Genomic DNA, 16,932 nt, shown 5'->3' with positions numbered 1-16,932 from the left:
CATAATGAAAGGTCACCGAAAACATTGCGGATGCCGTGCAATGTCCAATCGGTTGCTGCGACCTTATATCTTATATAACGACACTGGTTGAGGATTGGTTGACATAAAAATGAAAAAAAAGTGAAAAAAATTTATAATTATTTTCTAAAGCCAGTCTAATTAGGTTTATCTTTATGATTTCGTTACGTTTGTACTATATCTGGTTTTTTATAATTTGTTTTACTGCGACCTTGTTGGCAGGTGTGCTGGCGGCTATTTTACCCAATAGTATTGGTAGCGTGTTGACTGCGATTCCTTATTTAATTGCTATCATTGTTATTTTATTCAAATTTTTGAAGAAACAGCGCCGTGCACCGACGCCACAGGAAAGGAAACGTTTAAGCATCGGATTTAGTCTGATCTTTTGGGGCTATAACGCATGTGGCTTGCTACTGGGTCTGTTTATTTTTGCACGTAAAGATCCCGAAGTTTGGCAGAACTTCTTACTTTATCTGAAACAACCACAATTTTTGCTGACTGTATTGGCGATGTGGTTTGTGATTGCCGTGCCGCTATTTTTAATTACTTATTGGTTTTATGGGCCGCAAGCACAGCGAATGGCAAAGAAGATGTTTTAAACCAGAATACTTGATTGCTTGAGCTGTCTGGGCGAGTAAGCTATTGGGTCAACCAATGTCTCTTGTCCTAAAATGAGTTGACGCAGCAAACGCGCCGAACCAGCGCCCATGCATAGCCCATTGCGGAAGTGTCCAAAATTAGCCCAGAGATTTTCCAGTTCAGGCATTGCGCCAATATAGGGAATGCCGTGGGGTGAACTTGGACGCAAGCCAGCCCAACGTTTTACGATGGGGAATTGTTCAAGCTCAGGCACCATCTCTAAACAGGCTGTGAGAATATCTTGCTGGGTCTGTTCATCAACCATAGTGCTAAAACCTGTATCCGCCATACTTGAACCACAGACGATATGACCATCTTGGCGTGGAATCAGGTACATCACCCGATTCATGCACATGGTGGGTAGCCAGTTTTCGGGGGCTTTAAATAACAACATTTGCCCTTGGACGGGATGTACAGGGATATTGCATTGTAATTGATGCGCCCAATGTTGACTCCAAGCACCCGAGCTAATCACCACCTGATCTGCGTTGAATTTCTGACCATCTTCGGTTTCAATTCCGAGCACTTTCTTATTCTGAATCATTAACTTTTCTACAGGACAATGTTCAAAGAAACGTACAGCCGGATGTTGTTTTAAATAGCAAATTAATGATTGTAATAAACGTGGATTACGGACATTGGACAGGTGTGGGAAATAAATCGCGTGTTGGAATTGTGCTGAAATATGCGGGTTGACCTGTTGCAGCTGGACGCGATTCAGTTGCTCGCAGTGTTGCATCGGCTCTTGATATCGAGTGGCATAATTCAAGCCAATTTCAAAATCATCCTGATCAAAAATCAGCATGCCTGTATCATGGATTTGAAAATCAATCCCTGTGATAGGCAATAGTTTTTCATTCCAGGCGTGGTAGAGGGGCTTGCCATATTGAGCCAACTGATTGACTTCGGGCGCATAACGCCAAGGATACATCGGCGAGAGGATACCTCCACCTGCCCATGAGGCGGCTTGGCCTGCTTGTTGTTGGTCAAAAATATCGACAGAGCAGCCTTGTTCAGCAAGTTCCAATGCTGACATTAAGCCACTAATACCCGCACCAATGATGGCAATATGCATGTTAAACCAGTTTTATTTGCTTAATTTGGATGAGCACCCAAATTCGATCTAAATTACTCAGAATAAATACGCGGCAGAGTCTTGCCGAGTTCTCAATCTATTTTAGGATTAGCTTTCAGCTGGGCTTACTTTGGTTTTGCCCAAAGTAAGCGAAGGCATTGTCATCTGCAAGACTTAAGATCATGGCTATCTTTCGATATAAACTACACACTGCGTTTGTCTTACACTCGGACAAAGCTTTGCTTTATTAACCCTCGTTCAGGTTGCAGATGACATTTCCGCGTATCAAATTTTAGAACATTTTAAATTAAAGGAAATTATTTCATCTCTTTTAATTTACGGGCTGCATCTTCCGCAAAATACGTCCAGATCCCATCTGCACCAGCACGACGGCAACACAATAATGATTCTAAGATCACGCTGTCAGATAGCCAGCCATTTTGAATTGCACCTGCAAGCATGGCGTATTCTCCACTGACTTGATAGATAAAGGTTGGCACACCAAAGGTATCTTTGACTTCACGCACTACATCCAGATAAGGCATACCCGGTTTAACAATCACCATATCCGCACCTTCTTGTAGATCCAGTGCAATTTCATGCAGTGCTTCAGCACGGTTGCCAATATCCATTTGGTAATTGTATTTATTGCCGCCTTTCAGGTTGCTGGCAGAACCCACCGCATCACGGAATGGACCGTAGAAGCTAGAAGCATATTTGGCTGAATAGGCCATGATGTTGGTGTAGATAAAATCATTTTGTTCAAGTGCTTGGCGAATCGCACCGATACGGCCATCCATCATGTCACTTGGTGCAATCACATCTGCACCTGCCGCAGCATGGCTTAGCGCCTGTTTTACTAAGCATTCAACGGTTTCGTCATTGAGTACATAACCCGTGTCATCAATAATACCGTCTTGACCATGAGTGGTATAAGGATCAAGTGCACCATCGGTAATCAAGACCATCTCGGGTAATTCTTTTTTAAGGAGACGGCAAGTGGTTTGTACCAAGCCATCTTCATGCCAAGCGGCTTCTGCAGTTAAGCTCTTATCTTGTTGAGGGGTGACTGGGAATAAAGCCAGTTTTGAAACGCCGAGTTCAAGTAATGTTTCTGCTTTTTTAAGCAATAAATCTGCGGACAAGCGTTGCACATTGGGCATGCTTGGAATGTCTTGGGTCTGTTGTTGTCCTGGTAATACAAACACTGGATAAATCAAATGATCCGTTGTCAGATGTGTTTCGCTGACCATGGCACGTAGTTGGTCATTTTTACGGATACGGCGCATGCGAGTCGCAGGAAAAGCTGGACGATTGAACGTATAAGTCATAACAATCTCGATGTTCAGTATTACACTATAGGAATAATTAAGTGATTCAGCCATGCTAGGGGAGAGTTCAGCGACATCACTCAATTACAAACCCCGCTATTGTAGCCCCATATTTTTAGATTTGTGCAAAAGAATGGAAAGTTATTCTTTCCGTTGAGTGTAGGCCGCGTATGAATGATGTAAAGAGAAACTGGACCGGAAATATTCAGTTAGGTGCAAAGGCAGATCACCAAGTGGTCTCGAAGCAATTATGTAAAGCATTCAATGCCTGTCCATTTTTTAAATACAGTGGCATGGTGATGCGGGTGGTTGATGGCCAGATTGAAGCCTATGTGGAGATGCAACCCGAACTGGTGGGAAATGTTGCATTTCAGATTTTACATGGGGGGGTCGCCGCCACGATTCTGGACAGTATTGGGGGTGTTGCGGCAATGGAGCAACTCTATCTCCGTGCCACGCCAGAAGATCTGCCTGACACCATCAAGAAAGTATCCCGTTTGGCTACTGTAGACATGCGTGTCGATTATTTGGCCCCTGGGCGCGGTAAGTACTTCATTGCTCGTGCCGAAACGCTACGTTTAGGTCGTAAAGGTTGCACCATGCGCATGACCATGGTCAATGATGAAGACAAGCCCATTGCAACAGCAATTGCTTCTTATGCTTACTAAGGCGTGCTCAACATTCAGGCTGTCTGTTTAGCAGCAGCTTCTGTCTTTAACTCTACTTCCTTTTTCAGAGTTGATATCGTATTTCTATCCTAACGAATACGTGATTCAGCTAGAAAAAGGAGCTGTTGTGTCCCATCTGAAGCATCATTTTGATTTTCTTAAGCATAATCGAGTAGCTTGGGATAGGCAGGCGCAACAGCAGCAACCATGGTCACGTCCGGTCAGTCATGAACTCATCACTGCAGCCCGTCAGGGCGACTGGGACGTGCATATTACCCCACGGCCATTAGCCAAAGCTTGGCTTGGTGAGATTGTCGGAAAAAACATTCTGTGTTTAGCCTCTGCAGGTGGTCAACAAGCACCTGTCTTGGCAGCTGCGGGTGCGAATGTCACGGTGTTTGATCTTTCCGATCAGCAACTACAGCAAGATCGCATGGTGGCTGAGCGTGAAGGACTGCATCTCAAGACTGTACAGGGAAATATGTGTGATTTGCATGCCTTTCACAATGCTGAATTTGACCTGATCATCCAACCCATTTCAAACCTCTATGTTGCGGATGTTCAAGCAGTCTGGAGGGAGTGTTATCGAGTCTTAAAACCTCAAGGGATTCTGATCGCCAGTTTTTATAATCCTGTGGTTTTTATTTCAGATCGTAATCCTGAATATGCCAAGCAAGGATTGATTCATCCGATGTATACATTACCTTATTCTGATCTTCAGGATCTGAGTACGGACGCGCTCAATGCCAAGTTACAACGTGGAGAGACAGTGGTGTTTGGGCATAGCCTCACTGATTTAATTCAGGGACAGTTGGCCGCAGGCTTTCTGCTTCAGAGCTTTTATGAAGATGATCAACCGCAGCCACGTTTTTTAGTCGATCAATTCATGCCAACGTTTTTGGCAACACGCGCGATTAAACCTTAAACCAAGAGCTGATAGGGGTTTGGTTATTTGGAAAGACGTGTACAGTGAGTCTATTTGAAAAAATATCATTAATTAATAATTGAACGCATCAGTTATTTTTTTTATTCTCGTAATATGATTTTTTATCGTTAAAATGCCAAATAATATTTTGCTGCCATTTTGCACTTTGGGTTTTAACATTCAGTTAAGTTTTTAAAAATAAACTGATCGGCTGATTAAACCAAAAGTTAAAAAGTCTCTTTAATTTTCAGGAATAACCTATGACCGACGCCCAAGCCAAGCCTCAGGATGTTGCTTCAGACTCGGCATCAGATGATGCAATGAAAGCAAAACGTAAAAAGTTTCTCGGATTTTTCGCACTCATTCTCATTCTTGCTGCAATCCTGTACGGTATTTGGGCACTGTTCTTCAATCATTCAGTCAGTACTGACAATGCCTATGTCGGTGCAGAAACTGCACAGATTACCTCGATGGTCAGTGGGCAGGTCGCTGACGTATTGGTGAAAGAGACGCAACAGGTCAAACAGGGCGATGTATTGGTGCGTATTGATGAGCGTGATGCCAAGATTCAATTGGCACAGGCGCAGGCAGAACTTGCCAAGGCGCAGCGTCAATACAAACAAAGTCAGGCCAATAGCAGTTCTTTGAACTCTCAAGTGGTGGTACGTAATGATGAAATCACCAGTGCACAAGCACAAGTAAGCAAGGCGCAAGCGGACTATGATCGTGCTGCGCTGGAGTTAAATCGTCGTAATGAGCTGGCTGTATCTGGCGCGATTTCTAAAGAGGAATTGAGTAAGGCACAAAGTGCGGTTTCTACGGCAAAAGCCAGTCTGGAATTAGCACAAGCTGGTTTGGCGCAAGCCTCTTCGAGCCGTAAAGCTGCGGAAAGTACATTGGCCGCCAACGATGCCTTGATTCAAGGTTTCAATGAAGCATCGACTCCTGATGTATTGGTGGCGAAAGCGCATGTGGAACAAGCTGCACTGGATCTAGAACGTACGGTAATTCGAGCACCTATCGATGGCGTGATCGCGCGTCGTAATATCCAGATTGGACAACGCGTTGCGCCGGGTACGGTAATGATGTCGGTAGTCCCAGTGTCTGCGCTGTATGTCGATGCCAACTATAAAGAAAGCCAATTGGCGAAAGTCAAAGCCGGACAAAAAGTCACTTTACGCTCTGATTTGTATGGCGATGATGTGGTTTATCACGGCGTAGTACAAGGTTTTTCTGGTGGTACAGGGGCGGCATTTGCCTTGATTCCTGCACAAAATGCCACAGGTAACTGGATTAAAGTGGTACAGCGTTTACCTGTACGTATCAGCCTTGATCCGAAAGAACTTGCACAACATCCATTGCGTGTGGGGCTGTCGATGCAAGCGGATATTGATCTCGCATCGAAGTAATCAGCCATGAAAACGCAAAACCCTTTTGCAGAACTCAGTGGCGGGCGTTTACTGCTTGCAGCATTTGTCATCGCCCTTTCTAATTTTATGGTGGTCCTGGATACCACCATTGCCAACGTATCTGTGCCTCATATTACGGGTAATCTCGCAGTTTCCAGTTCACAAGGGACATGGGTTATTACCTCCTACGCCGTTGCAGAAGCGATTTGTGTACCTTTAACCGGATGGCTTGCAGGACGCTTTGGCACAGTGCGCGTGTTTGTTTTTGGTCTGATTGGTTTTACCATCTTTTCTTTTTTATGTGGTCTTGCCACCTCGTTAGAAATGCTGGTGTTTTTCCGTATCGGACAAGGCCTGTGTGGTGGTCCACTCATGCCACTCAGCCAAACCTTATTGATGCGGATTTTCCCACCTGAAAAGCATGCACAGGCGATGGGTCTCTGGGCGATGACCACGGTGATCGGGCCAATTTTAGGGCCAATTCTTGGTGGATTAATCAGTGACAATCTCTCTTGGCACTGGATTTTCTTTATCAATATTCCAGTGGGGATTTTCTGTGTTTTAGCTGCGATACGTTTGTTATCTGTGGCTGAAACCAAAACTGAAAAACTGCGGATTGATGCGATTGGTTTGGGGTTGTTGGTGCTCTGGATTGGCGCACTGCAATTGATGCTCGATTTGGGACATGAACGGGACTGGTTTAACAGCAGCAGTATAATCATGCTGGCTTTAATTGCCGTGGTTGGTTTTATTGTGTTTATGATCTGGGAGCTGACCGAAAAGCATCCCGTGGTGAATTTGCATGTGTTCCGACATCGGGGCTTCGCCGTGTCCGTATTGGCGCTGGCTTTTGGCTTCGGTTCCTTCTTTGGCAGTATTGTGCTGATTCCACAGTGGCTGCAGATTAATTTGGGTTATACCGCCACATGGGCAGGCTATCTAACCGCGACCATGGGTTTTGGCAGTCTGACCATGTCCCCGATTGTGGCCAAGTTGTCAACCAAATATGACCCGCGTGCCTTGGCCAGTTTTGGTTTAGCCTTGCTGGGTGTCGTGACTTTAATGCGCGCTTTCTGGGTGACGGATGCTGACTTTATGTCTTTGGCATGGCCTCAAATCTTGCAGGGCTTTGCCGTGCCATTCTTCTTTATTCCACTGTCGAATATTGCAATGGGTTCGGTGTTGCCACAGGAAATGGCCTCGGCTGCAGGTTTGATGAACTTCTTGAGAACCATGGCAGGGGCGATTGGTGCATCAATTGCAGTCACGATTTGGGATGATCATGCCAAAGTGGCGCGTAGTGAAATGGTAAGTAATTTGCATCCGCAAGAAGTACAAAATACGCTATTGCAGAATGGGTTCTCATCTGATGCGACACTCGCTGTGATTTCGAATCTGGTCGATAAAGAAGCCATTACCATGTCTGCCAATCATGTGTTTATGCTGTTGGCGATCGTCTTTGTGTTTGCCAGTGCCTTGATCTGGATGAGTCCAAAGCCGAAAGGCAATACGGGTGGCATGCCAACGCACTAGATATTTTGAAGAAAAAAAGCATCTCTTAGGAGATGCTTTTTTATGTATAAAAATAGTGTCTTGGCTAGGAATTGTTAGATTTTGCCTGTTTTTATACCAGAAATACGTGCCAGAATCGGGCTGAAAGTTCAAAAGGACGACATGGTCAAACAAGGAGGGACATTGGTGGGCTCAGGGTTGAAGGCCCAAAATTATTAGAGATGACTAAAAGTTATTTTTTATCAAAGATTAAAAAACATTTGTACCTAAAAATAAAGACGCTTGCATGACAATTGCATGGATAGGTCGATCGATATAGTGGAGTTATCACGTGAATCATAGATATTCATTTTTGTTCAGTAGTCTATTGGCTGTTGGCATATTACAAGGATGTGGAAATAATTCCTCATCAGATCAATCGGGCAATGACTCCAATAGCAATCACCCATCAAATTCCAATTTAATTATTGACCAAGATTCAACGAGCTGTAGCAAACTGGCACAGGATGGTTCCAGTGTGGTGGTGGGTTCAGATCAGAATGGTGATCCAGCGGCCCCCGAAGGTGCATCAGGTTATCGATTAAACAATACGGTTAAATATACCGATAAATATATGGTGGTCGCGAACACGCCATTGGCAGTAAAGGCGGGATGCGAGATTTTAAAAGCGGGTGGCAGTGCCGTTGATGCGGCCGTTGCGGTACAGGCGGTATTGGGACTGGTTGAGCCACAATCCAGTACTATCGCAGGCAGTGGCTTTATGATGTATTACGATGCCAAAAGCAAAACGGTCACAGCTTATGACGGGCGAGAAACTGCGCCTGCCGCAGCCAATGAATACTATCTGATTCGACAGGATATACATGATCCAGAATCTCCAGCCCCTGTACCAAGTACCCGCCGTAGCGGACGTTCGATCGGGGTTCCTGGGGTGATGCGGTTACTGGAACAGGCTCAGCAGGAGCATGGCAAACTGAAATGGGATCAGCTTTTTAATCAAGCCATTGATCTGGCTGATCACGGTTTTCGCATTCCGGGGCGTCTGGCCGATGCCATTGCAAGTAATGCCGACCATTTGGCACTGGATGCCAATGCGGTAGCGACTTATTTCTACCCAGATGGTACACCGAGAAAAGTCGGTGAAACCATGACCAATAAAGCCTATGCCAAAACGCTGGAAGCACTGGCAAGCCAAGGTGCAAAAGCCATGTACAGTGGGCCGATGGCGCAGAATATCGTGGCAAAAGCTGGACAAACAATCGGGGATGATGCCGCCCGTACACCGATTACCCCAAGCTTGATGACTTTACAGGATTTATCGAATTATCAGGTTAAAAAACGCACGCCAATCTGTACGACTTACCGTGACCGTTATTATGTTTGTACCATGCCACCACCATCCTCAGGTGGAATTGCAGTTGCGCAAACGTTGGGTATTTTAGAAAACTTCGAGATGAGCAAATATCCACCGAAACATCCAGAAAATGAAGGCGGAATACCCGATGTCATGGGCGTACATTTAGTTTCTGAGACAGAGCGCTTGGCCTATGCAGATCGTGATAAATATGTAGCAGATACTGACTTCGTTTCATTACCTGCGAAGGGCATTGCCAGTTTGCTTGATAAAAACTATTTAAAGCAACGGGCCGCATTGATCAATCCAGATCAAAGTATGGGCGTGGCGCAAGCAGGTCAATTCGACTCAAATGCGGGCATCGATAAGACGGTTGAGCATGGCACCACACAGTTCACCATCGTCGATGCCTATGGCAACGTGGTATCCATGACATCGACAGTCGAATCAAGCATGGGGTCATTCCATATGGTCGACGGTTTCTTGTTATCCAATCAGCTAACCGACTTTAGTGCCAACCCTGTCGATCAAACAGGAGCCTTGTTGGCCAATCGGGTCGAAGGGGGCAAACGTCCACGTAGTACCATGGCGCCCACTTTAGTATTTAAAGGAACCACAGCTGATGAGTTCTATATGGCAACAGGTTCACCGGGTGGCGGCACCATTATTCAATATGTCGTTAAAACCTTGGTTGGGGCATTGGACTGGAACCTGAATGCACAGCAGGCGACTTCGCTGGTGAACTTCGGTGCAACCAATAACCCAAATACCAATATTGATAGCTCAAATGACCAGTTGTCCTTGCTGGAACTGATTGATGGTTTAAAAGCAAAAGGGCATGGTATTTCCAATACGGCACAAACCAGTGGTATTGCCACGATTATGAAAGTCAAAATTGATAAGCAAAGCAAATATGCTGGTGGAGTAGACCCACGCCGTGAGGGCATTGTGTTAGGTAATGGTGCATTATAAGTTCATATTGAGAATGCTATCTTTGTGGCAACTTCTTTTAATTCAGGTCTTGAAAAGCCAAGTCCAGCAACAATATAAGCTTAGAAGCGCATATTTTGCACGATGATGACAAATTAACATTTAAATTTTAGTCATCTATGCTATGATTGCGCTGTACTTTGGGGATGTTTCTGGCTTCGACGCTGGTAATGAAACTCATAGATGCATGCCGAGAGCGCATTTCCTCTCGTAAATCAAATTTGCATTTTTTAGTCGCAAACGACGAATCATACGCTCTAGCTGCCTAAGGGCAGCTTGTCCGCTTCACTGAATACTTGTGGTCAGTGAACCCGACTGAAGCGCACGCACACAAGTCCGTATAAAGCCAAGCCTCGGGGCTTTGTACTAAATTTAGAGGATCGCGATTTGTACCCTGTTCGTCGGGTCACAAAGAGTTAAAATAGTAGACGATATCTAAGCATGTAGTATTCTCGGGCGTAGTGCTGGCGGACGCGGGTTCGACTCCCGCCATCTCCACCAAAATATTATTCGGGATTGTTCGATCCGATATAAAAAAGCCTTTAAGTTCAATGCTTAAAGGCTTTTTTATTTGCCTGTTTGTCCGATATCATCCGACTTGATTTGACCTTATTTTTGTCTTCTGTGGGTAATTATTGGGAAAATTTACCCAATTATTTTTAGTCTAGATAAAGGGTAAATACAGATGAAGCTTACTGATATAGAATGCAGAAAAGCACAGTCAAAAGAAAAACGATATCGCCTTTCGGATGAGAACGGTCTATCACTTCTCGTAACGCCATCAGGGCAAAAATACTGGAACATACGCTTTACTGTTCTTGGTGAGCGTAAGTCAGAGCACCATCAGCAACCTAATGATTTAACTCATGTTCAGGATATTCAGAAAGGGTTGCAGCAGTTGGTTCAGGCTTTGAATTAATATGATGAAGCCCTAAAATTTAGGGCTTTCAAAATTATTCAAAAACTTTTAGTAATCTAATGTATTCCTATTAGGGTGTTTGGGATTGATTAGCTCTAGTTTTTCTAGAGCTAAGGACCTTATGTAAGAAATTAAGCTGATCTTCAAGCAATTTTTTTTGCCACGACCCAATGTAAAAATCAAAATGGTCTATTGGATATTCTAGTAGTTTAGTTTGTCCATTTGCTAAATTAGCGGACTTACGGGCAGCATCGGGCGGAGCTACTTGATCATTTGAGCCTACTTGTACAAGTAAAGGACATAATATCTGGTGAGCGAAAGTAATCGGTCGATTTCTCGCAACTTCTAAAGCTGTACGGGCACAAACTTCATTTCGCCAAGTTGGACCGGCCATTAATTTATATCCTGCTTCTGCGCCTGGTGTGCTAATCATTGCAGCAGTATTAGGTTGCCCTACGATTGGAATAAGGTGAGATTTTTGACTGAGCAGTGAATAAGCTAAATCTTTTAGACCATGTCCAATTGCAACAGTTAATTGTTTTAAACCGCCATAACGATAGATTTGTGAAAGGGCTGCTAAGCCATCAGTTGCAGGATTCATGGATACCACAGCGGATATTTTTTTGTCTTGGGCAGCAACGACCATAACATGCCCACCAGAATAAGATGTCCCCCAAAGCGCTATACGATTTCGATCTATATTCGGTAAACTTCGTACAGCTGCAATTGCTGCATGATAGTCCTCACGTTGATTTTTATAGGAAACGTTCTGTCTTGGAAAACCACCAGACTCTCCAAACCCACGATAATCAAATATAAATGTATCAAAGCCCGCTTTACTCAATGGCTCTGCAAAATGTAACAAACCAGTATCTTTTGTGCCCCCAAAGCCATTTGCCATGATAATGCATGGTCGTCCTCGTGAATTTCTATATTTATCCGATGTAGTCGGGATATACCATGCTGAACATGTAATTCCTTTACTGGTAAATTTAATATTTTCCATAATGTTTACCCAATCTATTTTAGTCTCTCATCTAAACTTTTAGGTTTGGTTTAAATAAGAGACTGGAATTTTGAATGCAATATTACGCTTTGATCTTCAATTGTTCTGAAGATGATTCTGTAACGACAGTCAACTTTTTCTTGGGCCGAATATCGGTGAACTGTAATGCTTTATCAACCACAGAATCGTTAGTCAGCCGCTCTAAATCAAATTTGTAATCGTGTTGAAGCGTCCAATTTCCTTCAGTTCCAGCCATAGGGAACTGTGCTAAACCACGTTGAACATATCCTGGACTCAAATCAACAAAAGGAACACGTTTCATGTCTTTATTATGAATAACAGGGGTGAATGTTCCGTATTTGTTCTCATCCATATAGTCAAGCATATGGCAGAAATGCTTCCAGACGAGATCTACTTTTAGTGTCCATGCGATATTGGTATAGCCAAATGCAAATGCAAAATTAGGGATATCAGATAGCATCATGGATTTATAGATGGTGGTATCTGGATAATTGATATTTTTACCATCGACAGTAAGTTGAATCTTGCTGAATGCCAGCATATTTAAACCTGTTGCAGTAATAATGATGTCTGCTTCTAGAACTTTTCCAGACTTCAACAATATGCCTTCTTTGGTAAAGCGTTCGATATGGTCAGTAACGACAGAAGCTTTTCCTGCTGAAATAGCTTTAAACATATCTCCATCTGGAACTACGCATAGACGCTCATCCCATGGATTGTATTTAGGCGAAAAATGAGTATCGACATCAAAGCCTTTAGGTAATCTGCGTCGTACATCTGCGATTAATAAGCGACGCATCACATCAGGAAAACGGCGACTTAAATTAAACACCCCCCGACTCAGTGCAATATTTTTCTTTCGAATAATTTCATAAGCACGTTGAGGGGAAAGTACTTTATTTAGAGCAACGGCAATAGGATCGACACTTGGCATCGCAATGACATAACTAGGTGATCGTTGCAGCATGGTGATATGTCCAACATCATTTGCCATAGCAGGGATTAAGGTCACTGCTGTTGCACCACTACCGATCACCACAACTTTTTTACCTGAATAGTTCAGATTTTTGGGCCAGTGTTGAGGATGGACGATTTGCCCCTTAAACTCTTCTATTCCCTTAAATTCAGGGGTATAACCATTATTATAGTCATAATAACCTGTGCCCATAAGTAAGAAACGAGAGCGTAAGGTAACTAAGTTTTTTTGATCTTTTTGTTTGACTTTAACAGTCCAAAGCCCCTCATCCGATGAAAACTCTGCACTGGTTACATAGCTGCCAAATTGGATATGTTTGTCGATACCATTTTCTGTAATGGTTTCCTGCAAATAATCACAGATCATTTGCGCACTACCAAAAGTCTTATTTTGAGTCCATGGTTTAAAGCCAAAAGCAAAAGATTGCATATCTGAATCTGAGCGAATACCAGGATAGCGAAAGAAACTCCAAGTACCACCAATTTGTTCTCGGCCTTCAAGAATTAAAAAACTCGAATTAGGGCGATTTTTCTTTAGATGGTATGCCGCACTAATACCCGCAATCCCTGCGCCAATGATAAGTGTTTCTACATCCAAAGATTGATTAAAATCATTTTTCTTGTCCATGATATTTACTCCGCTAATTTTTTAGTCATTGCATGACTTATGTTTGCCGCAGTTTCAATACCAGACTGTAAGGCGCCCTCGATCCCGCCCATGGTCATTGCTGCTATATCGCCACCAGCAAAATAGATGTTTCCATGAGGTTTGTGTAGAAGTGGAACAGCGCCCGTTAAATTCCCAGGGCGATGATGTACCCAAGTTCCTTGCGCAAAAGGATCAGTGGCCCAGTTATGCGACGCGACTTCAAGTACTTCAATGTCTGGATTAAACATCCGTAAAGATTTTTGAACAGCTTCAACATCATTCACATCAATAGTTGATTCATCAGAAACAAAACATACTAAAAGTGAATCATCTCCATGTTCATATTCAACACGAATGGTATTAATTGGGTTTTGCTCAACAGGTGCGAATGCAATAAAAGGCTCGATCTTTCCACGGACACGTGCCCATAATTTAGCGGTACGCATTGGATGTTTTACATCAATCATATTTTGAACAGATTGATTAACTTCAGGTGTAATTTTGATATCAGATAAAACATTTAATGGAACGGCAACGAGGACTTTTTTTGACACAACCTTTTCACCAGATTGGGTCGTAATTACAAGTTGATCACCTTGATCATCTATGGTTGCAACTGGTGAAGAAAGTCGTAATTCAGCACCTGAATCATTGTGAATAGCTCTTACCAGTTTTTGTGTGCCGCCTGCAATTGGCCAAGAACCTGCGACTTCGAAAAATGCCCCCCAATTTCCAAAATATGTAGCTGCCCAGAATAAGATTTGAGCGACGCCTTGTTCATCCCAAGAATAAACTAGAGTCGATAACAATCCATCTAAAACGTCACGTTCATAAGTTGATAAATTTAAGGCGTTAAGTCGATCTCCTAAGGTTTGTCTCTCAAGGTCACTGGTATCGATAGCATTTATATCATATGGAAGAGGGAACCATTGACGAGCATCATTAAAGAAAAGTGTCAGTAATGGTTCGGCAACGGCTGCATATTCAGCTTGTGTGCCAGTATGTAGCTTACCGTCAGCAAACCAAACTGTTTTATCAACTTCTGTAGGAGGGTTTAAGCCAATACCATAGCGTTGCAGTTCTCGCCAAATATAGGGTTGAGTCCAGTGCGCATAACCACCACCAAATTCAACTTGTCGACCAAATGCTTCACCAGTAAAAGTTCGCCCACCAATACGGTCACGCGCCTCTAATAATACAACCGTATGACCAGCATTGCTTAAGTCGCGCGCTGCAACGACACCTGCACATCCAGCACCAATCACTGCTACATCATAATCATACTTGTTCATAGTACACTCTCCACGATTTCAGCGCGTGGTGTACCTACACGTTCAAGTGCATTATAGAAAGCTTCTGGCTCAGCCCAATCTTCTGGCGCAAAAGCACCACTTCGTTTCCCGCTTTCGTCCAGAGCTAGAACCATAAAGGCTGCACAAGCTGTACCTGTAATTGCTGCCATATCTTTAAATAAATATGGATCTTGTTTTGCAGTTATTGATCGACGTATTGCGACAGCAGGCCTACCATTTTTTGTACCAGATACTCTTGCTAATAAACCGCCTCTGTATTGATAAGTCTGACCGATCGCAGATTTTGTAAGAAACTCTACCATCGCAGCAAAGGTCGATTCTTTACGTTTGACTTGGCCCATCATACCGCTTATAGCAGCTTTCCAACCTTTAACTGAACCTAATTTTTTATTGAGTAGATCTTCAAGGAAATCGACGCCTTCTTTAACTGTCATTTCTCCATTATGAACAGCTAACCCAACGCCACGTCCAAGACCGTTAAATGGTGCTGGATCAAGACCACCTAGGCAGCGGATACGTTTAGCATTTGGATATTTACGTGGCAAAGTAATTGGTTCTGGATGAGCAGTTTCATACAAAAGTACTTCGTCTTGACCTTCACCTAAAGGAGCGTAACCAATTTCAACGAATGTTTCATGATTTACTCGTTTTCCATCTTCCCATGTCAAACAATCACCAGCAGTAATATGTAGGAAATGCTCTAGCACTGCTCGACCAATACCTGGACGTTCATCACCTACGAGCCAACAACAATCAATATTTTCAACTGTATCTAACTGATTTGCTGCATCAACAACCAAAACATTAGACATACCAGGAGAAGCGCCACAACCTACATATATTGGAATACCAGCTGCTTTCGCTTTTTCATGCAGTGCAAGTGCATGTTCTGTACTTTCAACGTCATCATCAAAATCTAAATACGGTATTTTTGCTTCAAGGCAAGCTTCGATGACTGGTGCTGAAGTTCGAATATATGGTCCAGCTCCAAGTACAACTAAATGAGCTCCTTTAATTACTTCCCGTAAATTTTCCTTGTCATATAAATCTAAGCGTTGTGTAGTTGCTAGACTTTTAGGAAGTTTTTCGACAAGAGGAGAAAGTAATTCTGGACGAATGTCACAAAGTATTAACTCCCAATGGCTTTGTTGCACAAACCTATCTGTAAAGGGTTTTTCAGCGATATAATTTTCAAATGAAGAAGCCTACACACAAAATCTACCGCACAACCAATTGGTCCGCATATAACCGAGCACTCATGAGTCGCGGAAATATTGCCATTTGGTTTGATCCTGCTACGCAATGGTATGCGCCATCAAAAGGCAAACAAGGGCGAAATCAAACCTACTCCGACGCAGCCATCCAATGCTGCTTAATGATTAAATCCTTATTCCGTCTGTCTTTACGTATGGTCACTGGCTTTGTGCAAAGTCTGATTAAACTTTGCGGATTAAATTGGATAGCTCCAGATTACACCACGCTTTGTAGAAGACAAAAGCATATTGATATTGTAATCAGCTACCAAAAAAGTAGCGATGGGCTGCATCTACTCATGGACTCTACAGGCATGAAGTTTCTAGGTGAGGGCGAATGGAAATGCAAGAAACATGGACCTGAATATCGTCGCCAATGGCGTAAACTTCATATTGGTATAGATGCTAAAACCCTACAAATACGAGCAGTTCAGCTTACAACCAATAATGTCAGTGATTCACAGGTGCTTGGTGATTTACTTAATCAGATTCCACAAGATGAGCAGATTAACTGTGTTTATACCGATGGAGCTTATGACACCAAGCAATGCCGTCAGGTCATTGCAGATCGGCAAGCGCATGCGGTGATTCCACCTAGAAAAAATGCGAAACCATGGAAAGATACAAAGAGTAGCTCGCTAGAGCGAAATGAATTACTTAGAACAATTAAACGTTTAGGCAGGACACTATGGAAAAAATGGTCAGGCTATCATCGTCGAAGTTTGGTTGAAACTAAGATGCATTGCATCAAATTATTAGGCGATAAACTCAGTGCAAGGAGTTTTGATAGCCAAGTGAATGAGATCCATGCACGTGTAGCAGTCCTTAACAGATTTACGGAATTAGGTCGACCACTTACCCAAGTTACGCCTTAA

At 43.3% G+C, this 16,932-nt stretch carries 13 protein-coding genes, 1 other RNA gene and 1 pseudogene; 9 read left to right on the top strand and 6 right to left on the bottom strand.

Annotated elements, in window-relative coordinates; genetic code table 11:
- Positions 1-173 precede the first annotated feature (173 nt).
- A complete protein-coding gene (locus F907_RS04850) occupies positions 174-617 on the top strand; it encodes an ABZJ_00895 family protein (RefSeq protein WP_016652834.1) in 444 nt (147 codons plus the stop codon).
- On the opposite strand, the gene thiO is transcribed toward F907_RS04850, so the two are convergent.
- Together thiO and hemB are read right to left on the bottom strand one after the other, a co-directional pair.
- On the bottom strand, positions 614-1,732 hold the full coding sequence (thiO, locus tag F907_RS04855) for a glycine oxidase ThiO (RefSeq protein ID WP_016652833.1): 1,119 nt from the start codon (positions 1,730-1,732) through the stop codon (positions 614-616). The genes F907_RS04850 and thiO overlap by 4 nt on opposite strands.
- A gap of 317 nt (positions 1,733-2,049) precedes the next feature.
- Positions 2,050-3,063 carry a porphobilinogen synthase gene (hemB, locus tag F907_RS04860; protein WP_016652832.1) on the bottom strand — a complete coding sequence of 338 codons (1,014 nt, stop codon included), beginning with the start codon at positions 3,061-3,063 and terminating at the stop codon, positions 2,050-2,052.
- A gap of 170 nt (positions 3,064-3,233) precedes the next feature.
- On the opposite strand from hemB, the gene F907_RS04865 reads away from it, so the two are divergent.
- The 7 genes from F907_RS04865 (at position 3,234) to F907_RS04890 (ending at position 10,840) form a co-directional block, all read left to right on the top strand.
- Positions 3,234-3,731: a thioesterase family protein gene (locus tag F907_RS04865; protein WP_005273414.1), complete on the top strand. Its 498-nt coding sequence runs from the start codon at positions 3,234-3,236 to the stop codon at positions 3,729-3,731.
- A 127-nt stretch (positions 3,732-3,858) separates the two neighbouring features.
- Positions 3,859-4,656, top strand: coding sequence for a class I SAM-dependent methyltransferase (locus F907_RS04870; RefSeq protein WP_016652831.1), 798 nt, complete (start codon positions 3,859-3,861; stop codon positions 4,654-4,656).
- Between the two features lie 260 nt (positions 4,657-4,916).
- The gene (locus tag F907_RS04875) at positions 4,917-6,065 is read left to right on the top strand and encodes an HlyD family efflux transporter periplasmic adaptor subunit (protein ID WP_005273417.1); all 1,149 of its coding nucleotides are present in this window, start codon (positions 4,917-4,919) and stop codon (positions 6,063-6,065) included.
- 6 nt (positions 6,066-6,071) lie between these two features.
- Entirely contained in the window at positions 6,072-7,598 is a 1,527-nt protein-coding gene (locus F907_RS04880; RefSeq protein ID WP_016652830.1) for a DHA2 family efflux MFS transporter permease subunit, read from the top strand.
- Positions 7,599-7,908: 310 nt separating this feature from the next.
- The gene (gene ggt, locus F907_RS04885; RefSeq protein WP_016652829.1) at positions 7,909-9,903 is read left to right on the top strand and encodes a gamma-glutamyltransferase; all 1,995 of its coding nucleotides are present in this window, start codon (positions 7,909-7,911) and stop codon (positions 9,901-9,903) included.
- A gap of 160 nt (positions 9,904-10,063) precedes the next feature.
- Positions 10,064-10,422, top strand: a transfer-messenger RNA (tmRNA) gene (ssrA, locus tag F907_RS18560).
- A gap of 184 nt (positions 10,423-10,606) precedes the next feature.
- Positions 10,607-10,840, top strand: a complete 234-nt coding sequence (locus F907_RS04890; RefSeq protein ID WP_016652828.1) for an Arm DNA-binding domain-containing protein — start codon at positions 10,607-10,609, stop codon at positions 10,838-10,840.
- A 70-nt stretch (positions 10,841-10,910) separates the two neighbouring features.
- Here the strand turns inward: F907_RS04890 and F907_RS04895 are convergent, their stop codons facing one another.
- The 4 genes and pseudogenes from F907_RS04895 to F907_RS04910 all read right to left on the bottom strand — a co-directional run.
- The gene (locus F907_RS04895; protein WP_016652827.1) at positions 10,911-11,846 is read right to left on the bottom strand and encodes an alpha/beta hydrolase; all 936 of its coding nucleotides are present in this window, start codon (positions 11,844-11,846) and stop codon (positions 10,911-10,913) included.
- Positions 11,847-11,928: 82 nt separating this feature from the next.
- Positions 11,929-13,470: a flavin-containing monooxygenase gene (locus F907_RS04900; RefSeq protein ID WP_016652826.1), complete on the bottom strand. Its 1,542-nt coding sequence runs from the start codon at positions 13,468-13,470 to the stop codon at positions 11,929-11,931.
- A 5-nt stretch (positions 13,471-13,475) separates the two neighbouring features.
- Positions 13,476-14,783: a flavin monoamine oxidase family protein gene (locus tag F907_RS04905; protein WP_016652825.1), complete on the bottom strand. Its 1,308-nt coding sequence runs from the start codon at positions 14,781-14,783 to the stop codon at positions 13,476-13,478.
- Positions 14,780-15,946 (bottom strand): annotated as a pseudogene (locus F907_RS04910) (saccharopine dehydrogenase family protein); the annotation flags it as partial. The gene F907_RS04905 and the pseudogene F907_RS04910, both read right to left, overlap by 4 nt.
- A gap of 53 nt (positions 15,947-15,999) precedes the next feature.
- Between F907_RS04910 and F907_RS04915 the strand changes: the two are divergent.
- Positions 16,000-16,932, top strand: coding sequence for an IS5 family transposase (locus F907_RS04915; protein ID WP_081402442.1), 933 nt, complete (start codon positions 16,000-16,002; stop codon positions 16,930-16,932).

Source organism: Acinetobacter colistiniresistens (assembly GCF_000413935.1).
GTDB lineage: Bacteria > Pseudomonadota > Gammaproteobacteria > Pseudomonadales > Moraxellaceae > Acinetobacter > Acinetobacter colistiniresistens.
The sequence above is the reverse complement of the archived record's forward strand: the minus strand, read 5'-3'. Positions and strand labels throughout refer to the sequence as shown.